The sequence below is a fragment of the Flavobacterium sp. 102 genome (genome assembly GCF_003634615.1).
Taxonomy (GTDB): Bacteria; Bacteroidota; Bacteroidia; order Flavobacteriales; family Flavobacteriaceae; genus Flavobacterium.
Genome location: NZ_RBKX01000001.1, coordinates 449,053 through 467,378, shown reverse-complemented (window position 1 = coordinate 467,378; position 18,326 = coordinate 449,053). Strand labels below are relative to the sequence as shown.

The 18,326-nt window shown below is 35.6% G+C and carries 13 protein-coding genes; 2 read left to right on the top strand and 11 right to left on the bottom strand.

Going from position 1 to position 18,326, the window contains the following annotated elements; all coding sequences use genetic code 11:
- The 9 genes from C8C84_RS02085 to polA form a co-directional block, all read right to left on the bottom strand.
- Positions 1 to 1,167 carry a hypothetical protein gene (locus tag C8C84_RS02085; protein WP_121311951.1) on the bottom strand — a complete coding sequence of 389 codons (1,167 nt, stop codon included), beginning with the start codon at positions 1,165 to 1,167 and terminating at the stop codon, positions 1 to 3.
- Complete coding sequence (locus tag C8C84_RS02080) at positions 1,164 to 2,714, bottom strand: glycosyltransferase family 87 protein (RefSeq protein ID WP_121311950.1); 1,551 nt, start codon at positions 2,712 to 2,714, stop codon at positions 1,164 to 1,166. The genes C8C84_RS02085 and C8C84_RS02080 overlap by 4 nt, the downstream gene beginning before the upstream one ends.
- Positions 2,711 to 3,457, bottom strand: coding sequence for a glycosyltransferase family 2 protein (locus C8C84_RS02075; RefSeq protein WP_121311949.1), 747 nt, complete (start codon positions 3,455 to 3,457; stop codon positions 2,711 to 2,713). The genes C8C84_RS02080 and C8C84_RS02075 overlap by 4 nt, the downstream gene beginning before the upstream one ends.
- Positions 3,454 to 4,977: a hypothetical protein gene (locus C8C84_RS02070; protein ID WP_147406801.1), complete on the bottom strand. Its 1,524-nt coding sequence runs from the start codon at positions 4,975 to 4,977 to the stop codon at positions 3,454 to 3,456. The genes C8C84_RS02075 and C8C84_RS02070 overlap by 4 nt, the downstream gene beginning before the upstream one ends.
- A 4-nt stretch (positions 4,978 to 4,981) precedes the next feature.
- Positions 4,982 to 6,352 carry a B12-binding domain-containing radical SAM protein gene (locus tag C8C84_RS02065; protein ID WP_121311947.1) on the bottom strand — a complete coding sequence of 457 codons (1,371 nt, stop codon included), beginning with the start codon at positions 6,350 to 6,352 and terminating at the stop codon, positions 4,982 to 4,984.
- A complete protein-coding gene (locus tag C8C84_RS02060) occupies positions 6,349 to 7,116 on the bottom strand; it encodes a class I SAM-dependent methyltransferase (protein WP_121311946.1) in 768 nt (255 codons plus the stop codon). The genes C8C84_RS02065 and C8C84_RS02060 overlap by 4 nt, the downstream gene beginning before the upstream one ends.
- Positions 7,106 to 8,569, bottom strand: a complete 1,464-nt coding sequence (locus C8C84_RS02055; protein ID WP_121311945.1) for a radical SAM protein — start codon at positions 8,567 to 8,569, stop codon at positions 7,106 to 7,108. Before C8C84_RS02055 ends, C8C84_RS02060 begins: the two co-directional genes overlap by 11 nt.
- A complete protein-coding gene (locus C8C84_RS02050; protein WP_121311944.1) occupies positions 8,562 to 9,464 on the bottom strand; it encodes a nucleotidyltransferase domain-containing protein in 903 nt (300 codons plus the stop codon). Before C8C84_RS02050 ends, C8C84_RS02055 begins: the two co-directional genes overlap by 8 nt.
- Positions 9,465 to 9,557: 93 nt before the next feature.
- Positions 9,558 to 12,422: a DNA polymerase I gene (polA, locus tag C8C84_RS02045; RefSeq protein ID WP_121311943.1), complete on the bottom strand. Its 2,865-nt coding sequence runs from the start codon at positions 12,420 to 12,422 to the stop codon at positions 9,558 to 9,560.
- 81 nt (positions 12,423 to 12,503) lie between these two features.
- Here polA and C8C84_RS02040 point away from each other — a divergent pair, with 81 nt between their 5' ends.
- Both C8C84_RS02040 and C8C84_RS02035 read left to right on the top strand, forming a co-directional pair.
- Positions 12,504 to 13,790, top strand: coding sequence for a metallophosphoesterase (locus tag C8C84_RS02040; RefSeq protein ID WP_370453637.1), 1,287 nt, complete (start codon positions 12,504 to 12,506; stop codon positions 13,788 to 13,790).
- 75 nt (positions 13,791 to 13,865) lie between these two features.
- Positions 13,866 to 14,162, top strand: coding sequence for a co-chaperone YbbN (locus C8C84_RS02035; RefSeq protein ID WP_121311942.1), 297 nt, complete (start codon positions 13,866 to 13,868; stop codon positions 14,160 to 14,162).
- 50 nt (positions 14,163 to 14,212) lie between these two features.
- Here C8C84_RS02035 and C8C84_RS02030 read toward each other — a convergent pair whose 3' ends face one another.
- Together C8C84_RS02030 and C8C84_RS02025 are read right to left on the bottom strand one after the other, a co-directional pair.
- The gene (locus tag C8C84_RS02030; protein WP_121311941.1) at positions 14,213 to 14,854 is read right to left on the bottom strand and encodes a polysaccharide deacetylase family protein; all 642 of its coding nucleotides are present in this window, start codon (positions 14,852 to 14,854) and stop codon (positions 14,213 to 14,215) included.
- Positions 14,855 to 14,924: 70 nt separating this feature from the next.
- Positions 14,925 to 18,203 carry a DUF2723 domain-containing protein gene (locus tag C8C84_RS02025; RefSeq protein ID WP_121311940.1) on the bottom strand — a complete coding sequence of 1,093 codons (3,279 nt, stop codon included), beginning with the start codon at positions 18,201 to 18,203 and terminating at the stop codon, positions 14,925 to 14,927.
- Positions 18,204 to 18,326: the final 123 nt, after the last annotated feature.

Sequence of the window (18,326 nt, the reverse complement as noted above, 5' to 3'; positions counted from 1 at the left end):
TTAATTTATTTTATCGTTTTTTAGCTTGATTAGTCCCAAAATAACTAATTGCGCTATTGCGCTTCCTGATAGTGCGCCAACTATTCCATAGTCCAAATACAAAAAACAAGCGCTTAAAAGACTATTCAAAACTACTCCGGTTGTGAGTATGAAAACTACCGACGTCTCCTTGTGTCGTTTGAACAGATTGATAATATCCAATCCGTAAACGTAACACGGATATACATAGGCGAAAGCAATGAGATAGAAGTAAAATTCCAAATTTACTTTTAGGTACAATTCAAGGATAAAATAAATAATCAATAACGAAACCGGAACAATGATTAAACCTATATAGGCCAAAATATTTTTTGTTTTATCGACTATTTGGTCAGTGTTGCGATAGAGTAATTTGGTAAAAGGAGCATAAAGCAAAGCCGTAATCGACATGCAAAAGACCAGCAGACTATTGATGATTTGGTATTCGGCTGTAATGGTTTTGCTCTCCAAACTTTCCACTATATACAAATCAATTTTGGAACCCAAAAAGCCGAGAATAGACAAGATGAAAAAAGGCAAAGCCGTTTTAAAAAAATTAATTTCAAAGGAAAGGTTTTTAATTAAGACCCAATTTTTGAACAAAACTAAATACAAAATGCCTTTAAGGAATTGGTACAAACTAAAAATCACCAAAATCCAATAAACAGTGATGCTATTTTTTAATAGGCCAAAAAAAACTGCAAAAAAGCCAAAACTGATCAATTCAATTAGAATAGAGGCATTGAATTTTTTTTCATAAAACAAAAGCACTTCTGTACTATGCATAAAATAGCGGCCTAAAAGCCAAATCAAAATCCAAAACCCAAAAGAAATAGGGAACAAAACCAATCCAATGAGAGAAAAAAGGATAACTAAAGGAAAACGAGTAGCCATGTTTTCAGAAAAGCGAAAGGCGATTTCTCTTGGGTTTTCACTAAATTTTCTCAGCAAGTATTCCTTATTTCCCCAATTAATGACTTGAATGGCGAATAAACAATATAGAAAGAATCCAACAAAAGAACCCCAAATTTCTTTAGAGGAAAAATGAATCACCAAAAACGGAATCACCATGCTAAATACTGAAATCAAAATTTGTCGTAGTGTGTTATTGGTAATTAAACCTAATCTTTTGAGTGATTTGTTTTTCAATTTAAAGTTATTTTTCTTAGCGTATAAAACCCAATGCCTCTATCATAATCCGAAAGATACAGCACAGTTTTGTTATCAATCAGTATTGGTTTCCGCTTATGGCTTTTGTCAAACGTAAGTTGTTGGTTGTTATAAAAAACCTGATTGTTTTTCAATTTCAGCGGATGAAAAGTTTGAATTTTAGTATTCCATAATATTACTTTCTCTCTTCCATCCCAAAAATGACCTATCAAGGAATTATTGTTGATTTCGTAATCATATACCAATGTTGGTCCGTTTTCAAGTAAAATCGTTGATTTTTCAGGTTTTGTGGTTTTAAAAAACAATATTAAAAACAGTGGAAACAATGACAACATTGCAACCGCTTTCCAATTGACTTTTTGCCGAAACTGAAGTAAAAACAAAACAAAAAACAAAAACAATAGCAACATTCTTAAATAAGAAAAAGGGAATTCTTGCCCAATAAAAATCGACAAAGAAAAATTGTTGATTAGAAAAATTATCAGACAGAAAGCAACTTTTTTGGTATTAGATATCTCGCTTTTCAGCAAAGCCAAAAACGGGAATAATAGTAAAATAAAAGTATAAGTGCTTCCATAAGGCGAAAGTAGTATCATTGCCAAAATCCAATAAGAGAAAACAAAAAGTGTATTGGAATTTCTTTTGGAAATGAAATAACCAATGACCAAAACACCAATTTTAAAAGCAACCATCAAGGCGGAAAATAAATTCGGATAATTGTAAAAGGCATTCGGATTTTCAATCGTTTCAAATACAAAACAACGCTTCAAAAACATAAAAACCGATTGATAATTATCGACAAAACCAGTTGCGATTTCGCCGTTAGAAGCTTTTGGCAAAACTTCTTGCAAGTAGAAAATCCAGATGTCAACTCCGGTAAATAAAATAGAAATCCCCAAAAGTAAAAGACAAAACGCAACCCAAAAGGACAATGGTTTCCATTGCTTTCTAAAGATAAAAAGGGCGACCAATAAAACCGGAAATACTTTTAATAAAATAGCCAAACTCCAAAACAAGGACATCGATTTCCATTGTTTTTTTTCATAGGCTAGCCAACCTTCGCTTAGCAAGAAAAACAATAAAAAGTAAACTTGTCCAAAGAGTAAATTGTTTTTTATCGGCACCAAAAACAAAACCGGAATCAGCAAAGCGTAACGCCAATCGATTTTATAATGGTTGAATAATCTGTAAATGCTGAAAAAGAATAAAACAACTGAAAGACTGTTGAAGATTATTTTGGCTACAGCCAGAGAAAAACCGGCAAAGAGTAAGAAGAAAAATGCTAAAAACGGCGTATTCGGGGCATAACTGACAAATATATTTGGGTAACCGGAATCGAAAATCGCTTTATTGAATTCATAGGGGAAATAAATATTAGAACTGAAATTTCCTTTTGCCAAAAACTTTCCGCCAAAATAATAATTGGCAAAATCATGAGCCGGAAAATCAATCGCTTTAAACAAATAAAAACCACAAAGCAAAAGCAAAGCCAACAAGGGATAATATTTTAATAAGGCACTTTTCATAAATTTTTAAAAAGTGAAAACGAGGCGAGTTTGGTTTTCTGAAAAAAGTAAGAAACAGCAACCCTTAAAACCCCTAACCCATAAGTGAGACTTCTTTGAAAGTTAATCGAACTTGCCTCTTCGAAATACTTAGCCGGACAAGATATTTCGCCAATCCGAGCTTTCAAGAAGCAACATTGAGCCAAAATTTCATTGTCAAAAACAAAATCGTCTGAATTGTTTTCGAAGTCAATTTTTTCCAACAGTTTTGTGTCAAAACAGCGATAGCCGGTATGGTATTCCGAGAGTTTTTGGTTCATTAAAACATTTTGGATGAAAGTCAAAATTCGGTTTGAAATGTATTTATAAATAGGCATGCCGCCTTTTAAAGCGCCTTTACTCAAGATGCGTGAACCCAAAACCACATCGTACAAATCATTGGCGACTAAAGTACACATGGCCGGAATTAATTTGGGCGTATATTGATAATCAGGATGTAACATCACAATGATATCCGCATTCAGTTCCAAGGCTTTTTTATAACAGGACTTTTGATTGGCGCCGTATCCTTTGTTTTTATCGTGTATAATAATGTTTTGGATGCCAATTTTTTGAGCTATTTCAATAGTATTGTCCTCACTGAAATCGTCAGTGATAATGATATCGTCAACGATGTCAAAAGGAATCTCTTCAAAGGTTTTTTGAAGTGTTTTGGCCGCATTATAAGCCGGCAGAACAACGATTATTTTTTTGTTATTAATCATTCTGAGGATGTTATTTTGGCTACTTCATAAATATAGTAATACGAATTGCGGACGATGTTTTGGTCATACTTTTTGATAAATCGGATTTTGACTTTTTCGTTGATTGTTTCCCAAGTGTTTTCTTTTAAATTTTTGGTAATAGTATAATTAGAAACATAAATTCCGTAATCGTTTGAAACAATATAATTGGCAAGCATTTCCGTGATGTTTTTATCCGAAATGTTGATTGCACAGTCAAAATTCCAATGACAATAACTCTGATAACTTCCGTCACACAAGAAGTAAACTTTCTTTTCTAAATAAGGACTAATAGCCGTTCCATCGCAGGTAATGGTTATGATTTCATTCAAATTTAACTTTTTTTCTTTTAAATAATCAATGGCTTTTTTAGATGACGTGAATGGATAGTTATAATCCATCGCATAAGCATAAAAACCACTAAATAGATGAATGATTAAAATACTATAGATTATTGGTTTTTTTAGTAAAGTTAGCTTCCATGAACTCAAATAATCCCTTATTTTATAATCTTCAGAAGGATAATACCTTTCTATCCACAATCCGATGATGATGATAAAATAGTTCATTCCGTCGTAACGTGTGGCACTCATTTGGGTTACAAAAAAGAAAATCTGTACACCAATTAATCCGATATAAACAAAGAAAAGCACTTTGCGGTTTTTATAAAATAAAAGCAACGGAATGCAATAGGTCAACAATCCCAAAACTGCCGTAATGGGTTTGCTGAGATTTACTAAAAGATTGGAATTCCAAAAGTGTATTGTAGTAAAATCGGGAATTGTAACGATGGCTTTAAAAAATGAAATAAATCCCTTAATGAATTTCTCACCCAACTGCATGCCTTCTATTCGGTCAAAAAAACGAGTATCATCCGGTGGAATAATTTGGATAATGGTCAATAATAATCCAATACCAAAAACTAAATAACCAATGGTGTAGACTCTTTTAAACAATTCTTTGTTTAGATAATTTTCAGACAAAAGTGTCAAAAACAGAGCAAAAGCAATCACGCTAAACATCAAATGAATATTGGCTGCCAAAGCTAAATAAACACACAACAACACAAACTTTTCTTTTCGCTTCTCAAAAACAGACGCAGCTAAAAACAAAAATAAAACGCCTAAAATATAATTTCGGCTGATTAAATTGTATTCGAAAAGCATAAAGTAACCAAAGATAAAAAGTGTCTTAAATACTAATGATAATGGTGCTTTTCGAAGGAATAGAAAAACTACCGAAGTCGAAATTAAAATGTGTAAATACTGCATCCAAAACGGATTCAGGGTAAATCTGGTTAAACCATAAAGCAATGAATTCCAAAGAATAGGATGACCTTCATATCTCGTGTTTTGAATTAATTCCAAAAAAGAATTGCTGTCGCGCGCCAAAAGATAATGATGCGCTTCGTCTAACCACAATTCATGGTGTAAAATCCCAATCAAACTCACCACAAAATAAATGGCAGTCAGTAAAAGCAAGTATGTGGTTTCTTTTTTCAAAGGATTATTTGCTAATTTTCATCAATCCGGTGGCCATTAGTGATTTAGTCTTCAATTTCAACGCTTTCAAACTCATTTTTGAACTGGCTTTGTGAAACTCGACTTCATTTACCACTTTGCTAACGGCGTATTGGTAATATTTTCTCGAATACGTTCGTTCAAAATCGATGTCTCTGTCGGTTGAGGTTTCCCAATCGGGTTGTTGCGTGATTTTGTGTTCGATTTCGTTGTACAAACTCGTTCCTTTGATAGGATAAGCAACAGTTATCGTATACAAAGTCGGATTTGCATCTTTCAAATACTGAATGGTTTCCGTAATGTCTTTTTCGGTTTCTCCGGGATAACCAAGCATGATAAAGGTTCCGGTTTCTATACCCATCGCATTGGTATCCTGAATCACTTTTTTTACTTGGTTGACATCTACACGTCGGTCCATCGCATCGATAATCGTTTGCGAACCGCTTTCGGCACCAATCCAAATTCGGAAACAACCAACGTCTTTCAATAATTGCAAAATTTCAGCATTCAATCGTTCTGCACGAGTAATGCACTCAAACGGAATCACAGCGTCTTGTTGCAACACTTCTTCTTTGAAAGCTACCAGCCATTTGTGACTTACGGTGAACACATCATCCACAAACCAAAGCGCATCCGGATTGTGTTTTTCTTTCAGCATTTTCATTTCTTCCGCGACTTGATTCGCCGGTCTGCGACGATAACTTTGCCCATAAACTGCCGTACTGCACCATTTGCAGGTATAAGGACAACCACGCTGCGTAGAAATCGTCATCGAACTTTGACCGTGATTGGTTTTCCAAGTGTCCAAATAGTTTTGCATGTTGATGGCATCTCTATTCGGTAGTGGCAATTCGTCGAGTTCTTTGAATTTGGTTCGTGCTGTAGTTTGAATAATTTGATTGTTTTCTAAAAAAGCGATGCCATTTACTTGGTGAAAATCGCCATTTTTGATGATTGCATTATACAATTCAAAAGTCGTTTCTTCGCCTTCGCCAATGATTAAAAAATCGGCTCCGGCTTTGAGATAATTTTCGACATTATAAGTCACATCCGGACCGCCTAGGGCAATTTTCGGAAAATTAAACACTACAGTTTTAAGGATTTTAATCAATTTAATGACTTCAATTTTGGTCATCAAATTGGTGTAAATGCAAATGATTTTGGGTTGTTTTTCTAAAATAAAATCGAGTTGTGTTGATTGCGAAGCAAAGGTTGTGTCGAAAACATCATTGTCAATATTTTTGCTTTTCAAATAAGCAGAAACATAAAGTAACCCTAATGGCGGATAGGGCTTCATGATCTTTTGTTCCTTAGGATCATCCGATAAATAATACGCATGGGTGAATAAAATACTCATCGTTTTTGCAAAATTATAAGGTAATGATCGGCGTATTTTGAAAGCGAGGAAGCATTTTTAATGCCTTGTTCCAATCGGTTTAAAAATCTAAGTATTCCTTTTTTGTTTTTAAAAAATCCATCCAAATATGACGGCGGAACAAAAAAACCTATCGGCTTTACTGTAACAGTTTCAAAATTAGCGTTGGCTAAATTTACAATATCTTTTGGGTTGTAGTAATAAGTCGTTACATTTTCTCCATCAACCTGAGCAATCACGCCTTCTCTTTTTCGTCGGAAAATGTTTTTGAATTGGGCTTTAGCCAAAAAATAAAAGCGTTCCCAAAGCGTATTCTTCGGCATAATCACCAAGGCTAATTGGCCTTTTTCCGAAAGTATCAAATTGATATTAGCAAAGAAATGTGTTAGTTCCGATTTCGATAAACAATTCAAACCGCCAAAATTGGAAAAGAGCAAATCAAATTTTTCGTTTTCAAAAGTGGAAGCAATTGAATTGATATCAGCAGTTTTAAAGTTGAGGTTTGCTTTTCCTTTCGCCACTTCAATCATTTTTGGGGAAATATCAGTCGCAGTTATATTGAAATTTTGTTTGGCGAACCAAATCGCATCTTCGCCGGTGCCACAATTGATTTCGAGTATGTTTTTAACGGAAGTTAGGTGTTTGGAAAGTTCGGTGTAAACTAAATCGCGCTGCATTTTCCCAATTTCGGTATTGGTAAAAGTATCGTCATAATTTGCTGCGGCTTTGTCAAAACTAGCTTCCATTTTGTTGTAGTTTTTTTAGCGAAAGCGTATCAAGGAAAGCGCTCGGAATGTAATAACCCAATTTGGCAATCGATTTTACATTTGCAACTGTAAGTGAAGAAGGTTTAATAAACGCTTGTTTCAAATTATAAAAACCTTGTTGTTTTCTGAATTCTTTATGAACAAATCGTTGCAGTTTTCTATAGTAATTGGATTTATAAGTGCCGTGAAATAGCATCTCAAAATCGTCCGAATCCGTCCAATTGGATTTGAGTTTTAAATCGTCCTTGACTTTGTCATAAAACTTCGTTCCGGGCAAAGGATAAGAAACGGAAATCCCAATGTTATCCGGCATCAGTTCTTTGACCATTGCGATGGTTTTTTGAATGTCTTCCTGATTTTCGGTTAGATAACCAAACTGCAGAAAAAAAGCCACACGTATTTTTTTGTCTTTTAATAGTTTTGTTGCTTCGTAAATTTGTTCTACCGTCGTGCCTTTATCCATCGCATCGAGAATTTTTTGCGAAGCACTTTCGGCACCAACCCAAACTTCTTCCAAACCGGATTCAGCCAAGCAATCAATCGTGTCTTCTTTTAGTAATAAATCAACGCGACTTTGGATATAATAGCTGATTTTTAAGCTTTGTTCTTTTAATTTGGTGTTGAATTCCTGAACCCAATTCGGCTTCAACCCAAAAATATCATCACACATCCAAAAACGAGTGACGCCAAAATTTGCCTTTAAAAACTGAATTTCGGTAACAATATATTCAGGAGAATGCGCATTGTAGCGATTGCCGTAAATCGGTTTCGCACACCAATTGCATTTGTACGGACAACCGCGAGTCGTGGCAACGTTCAAAGTAAATGGTTGACCGCTTTGTTTCCAAATGGCCTTGTAACTTTCGATATCGACTAAATCCCAAGCTGGTAAAGGCAATTCGTCTAAATTTTGAAGCACTTCGCGTTTAGGACTGACTTTAACTTGTCCATTTTTCTTAAAAACTATGCCTTTAATGTCATCCATTACAGTTTCATTTTCCAAAGCTTTAATCAGCTCTAAAAGCGACATTTCACCTTCGCCTTGCAAAATATAATCGGCACCCATTTTAAGGTAATCCGAATAATGGTCAGTGGAATCGGAACTGCAAACGATAATCGTACAATTGTGAGTTTTTCCCAAACGAATCATCTCAAAACAAGCATCTCGCATGTTGGTCAAACACATTTTGGTCAAGTAATTGAAACCATCATCATAAATCACCAAATAATTGGGTTTTGATGATTTTAAAATGGGTTCGATAGTATTTGGACTGTCTAATAAATTGGTGTCAAAAAGCGAAACTTCAAAACCATTTTTCCGCAATAATGAAGCTGCATAAAGCGTTCCCAAAGGTGGAAAAGGTGTTTTGTTTTTCCATTGCTTTGAGTCGAGTTTGTAATAATACGAATGCGAAAAAAGGATGTTAGACATTTTCTTTGGCTAAATTGATGTTGAAGTTATGACCCACTTCTTCAATTCGGTTATTCAAATCCAAAATAACTTTCTTTTGAAAGTGCGATGGATGGTGTTTTGAGATATTTTTCGTTGATTTCAAGGCAATTTTAAAATCTTCTTCGCTCATCATACGGAATTTGGCTCTCCATTTTTTCAGGGTAATTTTTTTGAAACTATCATCAATAAAATTTCCGATATGGTTTCCAAACATAAACTCTACGGATTTTGTTCCGATTGGTTTTTTGAAATCAGGAACCAAAGTCAATTCAGGACTGAATTTATTAAAATAGTTAGTAACCCATTGGTTTTTTTGAAAGAAATCTTCAAAAACGGTTTTGCCTTGCATTGGAATTAATGTTTTCAATTCCGTCGCTGTAAATCGGTTTTTTTCTTCGATTTCCATTTGGCTTGTTGAAACAAAGTAATTGACACAAAAAAACTTACGCGAATTGAGCAGGAATATTTTTTTGTAAAGCATCAAAAAGGTTCGGCAAAGCCAAAGTTTATTGGGTTCGGTAATGACAAAGAAATCGATATCACTTCCGTTGTCATAATAGCCTTTTGACAACGAACCAGAAACGCCAACGCCTTTTACAAAAGGGAATTTGGCAATGAATTTGGCTTTCTTTTGGGCAATTTTGAGCGCTCTGTCAGCATACATATTGCCGCGAAGTCTTTTGATAACCGAATCCAAATCGCTTCCATAGACATAGAAATCGTCCACTTTAATGAGGATTTTTTCGGCAATCAGGTGTTGCAGTTCTTTTTCAGTGTCCGAAATGGATTCATAGTTGGTATAACTATGGATTTCTTCAATTCGCAACGGATATCTGAAGATAGAAAAATAGAGAATTGTTTTTAGTGTTTCCAAAATTCATAGCATTTTTTGGTTATCTAAAAGTAATATTTTTTTTTGACCTGATTCCTGAATTTTGGCGATGTTTACTTATTGTCAACCTGAAAATTAATGCGCTTCCAGCCAATTTTTACCGGTTCCTAACTCAACTTCTAAAGGCACGTCTAGCTTGAACGCATTTTCCATTTCGTGTTTGATTAACGGTTTGATTTTCTCTAATTCGGAGTTGTGCACGTCGAAAACCAATTCGTCATGCACTTGTAACAACATTTTTGACTGCCAATTTTCCGAAGTTAGCTTTTGGTGAATGTTAATCATCGCGATTTTGATGATATCGGCAGCGCTTCCTTGTATTGGTGCGTTTACGGCATTTCGTTCAGCACCGCTTCTAACTACTGCATTCGCTGAATTGATGTCTTTCAAATAACGTCGTCTACCCAAAACAGTTTGCACATAACCATTTTGTCTTGCAAAATCAACTTGTTCTGACATGTACGATTTTAGTTTCGGATAGGTTTTGTAATAAGCGTCAATTAGTGCTGCGCTTTCAGAACGTGACAAAGAAGTTTGGTTACTCAAACCAAAAGCTGAAACACCATAAATAATTCCGAAGTTGACCGTTTTGGCATTGCTTCGTTGTTCTTTGGTGACTTCTTCCAACGCTACGTTGAATACTTTCGCGGCCGTACTTCTGTGAATGTCTTCGTTGTTTTGGAAGGCTTTGATCATATTTTCTTCACCTGATAAAGCGGCAATAATTCTCAATTCTATCTGAGAGTAATCGGCAGAAAGTAAGGTGTAATTTTCATCACGAGCGACAAAGGCTTTTCTAATCAAACGTCCTCGTTCTGTGCGGATCGGAATGTTTTGTAAATTCGGATTGTTGGAACTTAAACGACCGGTTGCGGCAACGGTTTGCATATAATCGGTGTGAACGCGTTGGGTTTTGGCATCGACTTGATTTGGTAACGCATCGATATAAGTACTTTGCAATTTTACCATTTGACGCCAATCCAAAATATCTTTTACGATTTGGTGTTCGTTCGACAAATAACTCAACACTTCTTCACCAGTGGCGTATTGTCCGGTTTTAGTTTTCTTTTGTTTGGCGCCACCGATTTTCATTTTGTCAAAAAGGACTTCTCCGAGTTGTTTTGGGGAAGCCAAATTGAATTTTTCTCCTGCTGTTTCGTAGATTTTTTGCTCAAACAGTGTAATTTCTTTTTGCATATCAACCGACATCGATTTTAAGAAATCAACATCCAAGCGAATACCTTCAGTTTCCATCGCGGCAAGAACCGGAATCAATGGAATTTCGATTTCGTCAAATAGTTTTTTGGTTTCTGCTTTGTCTAAAATCGGGCTGAAAACTTCTTTTAATTGTAACGTGATATCAGCATCTTCGGCAGCATATTCTTTGATGTTTTCCAAAGGAACATCGCGCATGGATAATTGTCCTTTGCCTTTTTTGCCGATTAGCGTTTCGATGGATTTTGGCGAATATTTCAAATACGTTTCACTCAAGACATCCATGTTGTGACGCATATCCGGATTGATTAAATAATGCGCAATCATGGTGTCGAATAATTTTCCTTTGACTTGAATGCCGTAATTGGATAAAATTTTCAAATCATATTTGATGTTTTGCCCAATTTTTTCAATGGTTTCGCTTTCAAAAAACGGTTTGAATTTATCGGCTAAGGTTTGTGCTTCTTCCCGATTTTCTGGGAATGGAACGTAAAAAGCTTTGCCTTTTTCAAACGAAAATGACATTCCTACTAATTCAGCATGGAGTGTGTCAATGCCGGTGGTTTCTGTGTCGAAGCAAACCGAAGTTTGGTTCATCAGGTTTTGCAAAAACAGTTTGGTTCCCAAATCGCCTTGGATAATGGTGTAGTTATGGTCGGTAGTTTCTATAGTGGCGTAATAGGAATTGTGTTTAGGCTCATCACTATTTTCGTCTGAAAAACCGAATAAATCGAATTGGTCTTCGTTAGATTTTTTTGACGGTGCTTTTTTTGCCGCTTGTGGCGTTTGGCCGTTATCGCTGCCATTGCCGTTGGTGTCAATCTCATCGTATTCTTTTCCGGTGCCGAAAAGTTTGTCGAATTGTGCTTTCATTTGACGGAATTCTAGTTCCATGAACAACGCATCAGTTTTTTCTACATCGGGTTTAGACAATTCGAAATCATCGGCATTAAAAGTCACCGGACAATCGAGTAGAATTCGGGCCAGTTTTTTAGACAGAATTCCGAGTTCTTTATTGTTTTCAATTTTGTCTTTTAAAGCGCCTTTTAATTTGTCGGTGTTTTCCAAAAGGTTTTCCATGGTGCCGAATTCCTTCAATAATTTCTTAGCGGTGACTTCACCAACGCCGGGAAACCCGGGAATATTATCGGCTGAATCGCCCATCATTCCGAGGAAATCAATGACTTGTAAAGGATCTTCAATTTCAAATTTGGCTAACACTTCAGGAATACCCCAAATTTCAATATCGTTACCCATTCGGGCTGGTTTGTACATGAAAATATTTTCGGAAACCAATTGGGCAAAATCTTTATCGGGCGTCACCATAAAGACTTGAAAACCTTCTTTTTCGGCTTGTTTGGCCAAAGTTCCAATTAAGTCATCGGCTTCAAAACCGGCTTTTTCCATAATCGGAATATGCATCGCTTTTAATAATTCTTGGATATAAGGCACGGCAATTTTAATGGCTTCCGGCGTTTCGTCACGATGGGCTTTGTATTCTTTATACATTTCGTATCGATAATCGCTTCCGCCTTTGTCGAATGCAACTGCTAAATGATCAGGTTTTTCGCGTTTAATCACATCCATCAAAGAGTTCATAAAACCCATAATGGCCGAAGTATCCATTCCTTTTGAATTGATACGAGGATTTTTGATAAAAGCGTAATAGCCGCGGAAAATTAGGGCGTAAGCATCGAGCAAGAAAAGGCGTTTTTGTTGTGACATTTTTGAAATAAATTATAAAGTGTAAATGTAGCGAAACTTTGAATGTTGAAGAAGAGAAATATTTTAGTTAAATTTAGCTAAATGAAAGATAATAATGCTCTGATTCTTCGTTATTTTGCTGAAAATTTAGGACTCATGCTTCGTTGGATTTTCTTTTTCCTATTTGTTGCTATTATTGAAGTTTATGCTTTTCAAGCCTTTAGAACCATCACGAAGTCAAGATGGATTTTAGTTGCTTATCAAGTAATTTCATTGACAGCCATCATATATATAGTTTACCAATTTTCACAGTTTGACCGCAGGGTTGGGCAAAACAGTAAAACGTTAATCACTTTTGGGTTGTTGTTATTGTTGTTTATACCGAAAATGATTCTAACTTTCTTCATGTTATTAGAAGATGTTTATAGGGTTTTCTCAGGCGTAATTACGCACTTTATGCGTGATAATGACAACGGTACTTTTTTACCTAACAGAAGACGATTTGTTAGTCAAGTAGCTTTAGTTATTGCAGCGATTCCGTTTAGTTCGCTTTTGTATGGAATGACCAAGGGGAAATACAACTTTAGGGTTATCAAACAGACTTTGTTTTTTCCTGATTTGCCTGAAGATTTTGACGGCTTCACCATTACGCAAATTTCCGATGTACATAGCGGTAGTTTTGATGATGCGGAGAAAATACAATATGCGGTTGATTTAATTAATGAACACAAGACCGATATGATGTTGTTTACAGGAGATATCGTAAATACTCATGCGACCGAAATGCATCCATGGATTGATACTTTTAATAAAATTGACAATCATAAATACGGAAAATACGCGGTTTTAGGGAATCATGATTATGGCGAATACATTGATTGGCCATCGAAAGCTGCTAAAGATGAAAATTTTGAAGCGATTAAAAAATTGTATGGCGATATTGGTTTTGATTTGTTGTTGAACCAACACACCAAAATTAAAAAAGGAGAGAGCGAAATTGCTATTGTCGGTGTAGAAAATTGGGGTAAAAATTTTAAGCAAGCCGGCGATTTGCATAAGGCTTCGGAAGGATTGACAGCTGAAGATTTCAAGATATTAATGAGTCATGATCCAAGCCATTGGGAATATGAAGTAAAACACCATGAAAAACATTTTCAATTAACACTTTCCGGTCATACTCATGGATTGCAATTTGGAATAGAAATTCCTGGGATTATTCAATGGAGTCCGGTGCAATATGTTTACAAACAATGGGCTGGATTGTATGAAAATGTTGGTCGTTATATTTATGTAAACCGTGGTTTAGGCTTTCATGCTTATCCCGGCAGAGTTGGAATTTGGCCAGAAATAACTGTTTTTGAACTAAAAAAAGGGGAAAAAGTAGCATAATTAGTTAAAAATGCTACATTTGTGGTTTAATGTTTCTTTTACTTCGGTAATTGAAGGTAAAATTATTTTGGTTTTATGTCAAAATTTGGAGAATTAATCAACGCTCAAGTGCCTGTGTTAATTGACTTTTATACAGAATGGAATGAATCTTCAGTGTCCATGCATCCTGTTATCAGAGATGTAGCAGCTGCGCTTGGTGATAAGGCAAAAGTGATCAAAATTGATGTCGATAAAAATCAGGAGTTAGCCGAGGCTTTGCGTATCAAAGGTTTGCCGACCTTGATGATTTACAAAGATGGTCAAATGGTTTGGAGACAATCAGGTGAATTGGATGCGAATAGTATCATCGCTTTGGTTCAGGATCAACTATAATCCTTCGACATCCTGAAGTTTCGTGACAGGATGACGATTAGGAATTTCGCCTAATTTATTTTTTCACAAACAAATCCATTTTCGTTTAAGAATACTAAAGTTTTTGGTAAAACATATTCCAAGTTTTTCCAAGCTTTTACACTATCGTGAAAAACGATAATACTACCGCTTTCTATATTTTTCAAAACATTGTTTAAACATTCTTCGGGAGAAATGGTTTGGTCAAAATCCATGCTGATGATATCCCACATGATTATTTTGTAGCCTAATTTTCGGAGCGCTTTGGCTTGCGAAGGTTTGATTTTGCCGTAAGGCGGACGGAATAGTTGGCAGTGTTCAGTATTGAGTTGGCAGTTGGTAATGGTTTCTGAGCACTTTTTGGTGTTTTCAATATAATCTTCCAAGGAAGTTTCCCAGCCTTTTAAATGATTGAAAGTATGGTTTCCGATTGCGTGACCATTTTCTATTACTTTTTGGAAAATCTCAGGATGTTTTTGAATGTTATCGCCGATACAAAAGAAAGTCGCTTTGGCGTTGTGTTTTTTTAATTGTGCCAATGTCCATTCGGTTACTTCGGGTATTGGTCCGTCGTCAAAAGTGAGATAAATCTTTTTTTCATTGTTGGGAATGTCCCAAATGTAATTCGGAAAAATTGTTTTGACGAAACGGTTTGTTTTGACCCATAAACTCATAGGCTAAATATAAAAAAAATGTGCCAAAATGAATAGTCAAATTGGCACATCTTCAAGTTTTAATGTTGGTTTACTCTAATTCTCTTCCGAAACGGGCAAATCTTTTAGCCAAAGAATTAAATTCAGTTTTGTTTTTGTTGTAAAATTCTACATCGCCTCGGTCTTTCATTACCATCAATAAACTTCTGTAACGTTCAATGTCGGTAATGATATCGGTCGCAATTCCGTTTTGAATAGAAGGTTGAATTCCGGCGTAATATTTAAGGCTTTGTTTGTATTTGGTCATTAATTTTTCCAATAATTCTCGCGCTTTTGCTTTTTCGCCTAATTCATAATAACCGGATGCAAATGGTTCTACCATAGTGTAATAGCTGTAATAATCCATAGGCATTTTGGTTAAGGCCAATTCAATGACTTTTTTGGCTTTTTCTTTATCGCCTTCATTGATTAATTGTTCCATCAATCGCGCCATATTGGTTCTGTAGGAAATGCTGTTTTTTCTGGTTTCAGGATCGTGATAAATGGTGGTTAATTCACCGTTACCCCAATTCCATTTCATTACCAAATCATACATTTTATCGCTGTCAATTTGGCCCATATCATAAGGGTTTTCTTTGTCGACAGGTGTTTTTATAGGCACTAATTTATAAACTAAACCGTCTAATTGTAAGTAATCTTTCATCCAAAGATAATCGTCATCTCCAAAACTTCCTCCGGTGAAATAGATTGGTCTTTCCCAATTGTTATTGGCCAAGACATCTAACATCATCAAACGATTTTTATACATCGCACTACCTTTGATGTCTAAGTCGATGTAAGGAACAATGGAGTCATTGTAAATTGAATTCACCACTTTGTTTTTGATAATAGTATTTTTATCTACCGGAATTCTGATTTTGTTGGTTGGATAAAAATGGATGGTTTGTCCGTTTTGTAAATCAATCGTTGACCTTGGGTCTTTTATAAAATCGATAAAAGCTTTGATGTCCCAACGCGCGTCAGTTTTTGGGATATGCGCCACATAATCTAACTTATCACCAACGTATTCGTTGTGTGTAAACGAAATAGGTAAGCCGGCCGCATCATAGGTTTTAAACTTCATTTGATCGATATACCAATCGGTCATAAACAGGCTGGTGTTTACAATTTTGATGTCGGTTCGGATGCCTTCTATTTCTTGAGCATACCATAAGGGGAAAGTGTCATTATCGCCAATGGTAAACAGGATGGCGTTCTTCTCGCAGGATTCCAAATAATTTTTGGCCATGGCAATAGCCGTATATTTATTCGAGCGATCGTGATCGTCCCAGTTTTGGGTTGCCATTAAAACCGGAGCTGCTAAGAGGCAAGCTGTAATTACGACCGGTCCAACGATTTTTGATTTTAGGTATTCGGAGATTATTTCGTAGATGGCATAGACGCCAAATCCAATCCAAATAGCGAATACATAGAATGAACCAACTAAAGCATAATCTCTTTCTCTTGGTTCAAAAGGTCTTTCGTTCAAATATATTTTTAAGGCCAAGCCGGTGAACAAGAATAAAATGAGTAATACATAAAAGCTTTTCAAATCTCTTTGTGCGTGGTACATTAATCCTATTAAGCCAATTATAAACGGTAAAAAATAATACAGATTTCGGCCTTTGTTATTCACTACGTCATCGGGAAGATTTTCTTGAGTTCCTTTGCCTAAATGTATTTCGTCAATAAATTTGATTCCGCTCAACCAATTTCCATCAAGGTTGTCATATTTTCCTTGAACATCATTTTGTCTTCCGACGAAATTCCATAACAAATACCTTCCGTACATGTATCCGAATTGGTATTCAATCATAAAACTAATGTTGTCCCAAGTAGATGGTTTTTCTATGATTAGATAATCACTGTATTTTTTCAGGAATGAAATATAGTCATCGTTGTCAATTTGTTTTTGGGCGTATGCAGTCTTGAAGTCGTTAATGTTTTTCTGCATTTCTTCTTTTAACTGACCAACGGCTTGCATTACTTGTTCTTCGCTCAAACTGTCGATGTCAACACCATATTGCGCTAAATCTTCTTCGTAAGGGTAGTTTTGATTTAAAGTAAATTTAGGAATTTCTGTGAATTGAACATAATTATCAATATGGTCAGTACTCCAAAGACGCGGCAGAATTGCTTTGTGATTGTCGTCTGTATTTTGATCGGCATTTTTGTAATTGTTAACAATCACGTATTTGCCGGTTTTATAATCTCTTTCGTAGTTTGGTGCTTTGTCTAAATAAGGTTGGTCTTCATCTAATCCGGCAAAAGTATCCGTGTATTGCGGACCGTAAAACAATGGGTTTACACCATACTGTTCACGATTGTAATACGCTAAAACTTCGGCAGCATCAGAAGGTTTGTTTTCATTGATAACCACATTGGCATTGGCACGAATAGGTAGCATCATCCAGGTAGAAAAACCAATCAATACAAAAAGAATACACAATAAAGCGGTGTTGTAAAAAGGATGTCCTTTTTCGCGAGTATATTTTAATCCGAAATAGAAAAAAGCGATAATCAACAAGGTGGAGAAAATCGTCCCTGAATTAAAAGGTAACCCAATGCTATTTACCATAAAGATTTCCATTTTCCCAAAAAACGCTAATGTATATGGCAATAATAATTTGAAAATAAACAATAGAACAGCCACAATAATTACATTGGCAATAAGGAAACTTTTTAAGGAAACTGTTTTGTAATTTTTGAAATAGTATAAAAACCCAATCGCCGGTATGGCCAATAATGCCATAAAGTGAACTCCAAAAGAAAGCCCGACAATTAAGGAAATGAGCAACAGCCAACGATTTCCTTTTGGTGTGTGCATTTCTTCTTCCCAGCGTAATCCAAGCCAGAACAATAGCGCAATCAAGAATGACGCCATAGCATATACTTCGGCTTCTACAGCATTGAACCAAAAACTATCAGAGAAAGTTAAAGCCAACGAGCCAACCATTGAACTGCCTAAAATAACTACCGCTTTGTTTTTGTCCATTTCAGTATAAGAAGAAACAATTTTTCTCAACAGTATAGAAGAAGACCAAAACATAAACAGTATGGTAAATGCGCTTGAGAATACCGACATCATATTGACCATCAAGGCAACGGTTTCTTTACTTGTAGCAAACATAGCAAAGAAAGCCCCAAGGATTTGGTAAAGCGGTGCTCCGGGCGGATGACCTACTTCCAGTTTAGCAGCCGTTGAAATGTATTCTCCACAATCCCAAAAACTCATGGTAGGTTCTACAGTTAGCGAAAAAGTAATTAAAGAAATAGCAAAGGCTGTCCATCCTAAAATGGTATTCCACTTGTTGAAGTTAAAATTCATCATATAAGTATGAAATGAAGGGGTTTTATTTATGGATACAAAGAAACTATTTTTTTTAACGCAATTAAACTTCGATTAACAAAAAAATCTCAAACCTATAATGAATTAATTACAAGTTTATTATGG

Excerpts from the sequence above, each read along its gene's own strand:
- C8C84_RS02080 (WP_121311950.1), bottom strand. The coding sequence starts at position 2,714 with ATGAAAAGTGCCTTATTAAAATATTATCCCTTGTTGGCTTTGCTTTTG.
- C8C84_RS02075 (WP_121311949.1), bottom strand. The coding sequence starts at position 3,457 with ATGATTAATAACAAAAAAATAATCGTTGTTCTGCCGGCTTATAATGCG.
- C8C84_RS02065 (WP_121311947.1), bottom strand. The coding sequence starts at position 6,352 with ATGAGTATTTTATTCACCCATGCGTATTATTTATCGGATGATCCTAAG.
- C8C84_RS02060 (WP_121311946.1), bottom strand. The coding sequence starts at position 7,116 with ATGGAAGCTAGTTTTGACAAAGCCGCAGCAAATTATGACGATACTTTT.
- C8C84_RS02055 (WP_121311945.1), bottom strand. The coding sequence starts at position 8,569 with ATGTCTAACATCCTTTTTTCGCATTCGTATTATTACAAACTCGACTCA.
- polA (WP_121311943.1), bottom strand. The coding sequence starts at position 12,422 with ATGTCACAACAAAAACGCCTTTTCTTGCTCGATGCTTACGCCCTAATT.
- C8C84_RS02040 (WP_370453637.1), top strand. The coding sequence starts at position 12,504 with ATGAAAGATAATAATGCTCTGATTCTTCGTTATTTTGCTGAAAATTTA.
- C8C84_RS02035 (WP_121311942.1), top strand. The coding sequence starts at position 13,866 with ATGTCAAAATTTGGAGAATTAATCAACGCTCAAGTGCCTGTGTTAATT.
- C8C84_RS02030 (WP_121311941.1), bottom strand. The coding sequence starts at position 14,854 with ATGAGTTTATGGGTCAAAACAAACCGTTTCGTCAAAACAATTTTTCCG.
- C8C84_RS02025 (WP_121311940.1), bottom strand. The coding sequence starts at position 18,203 with ATGATGAATTTTAACTTCAACAAGTGGAATACCATTTTAGGATGGACA.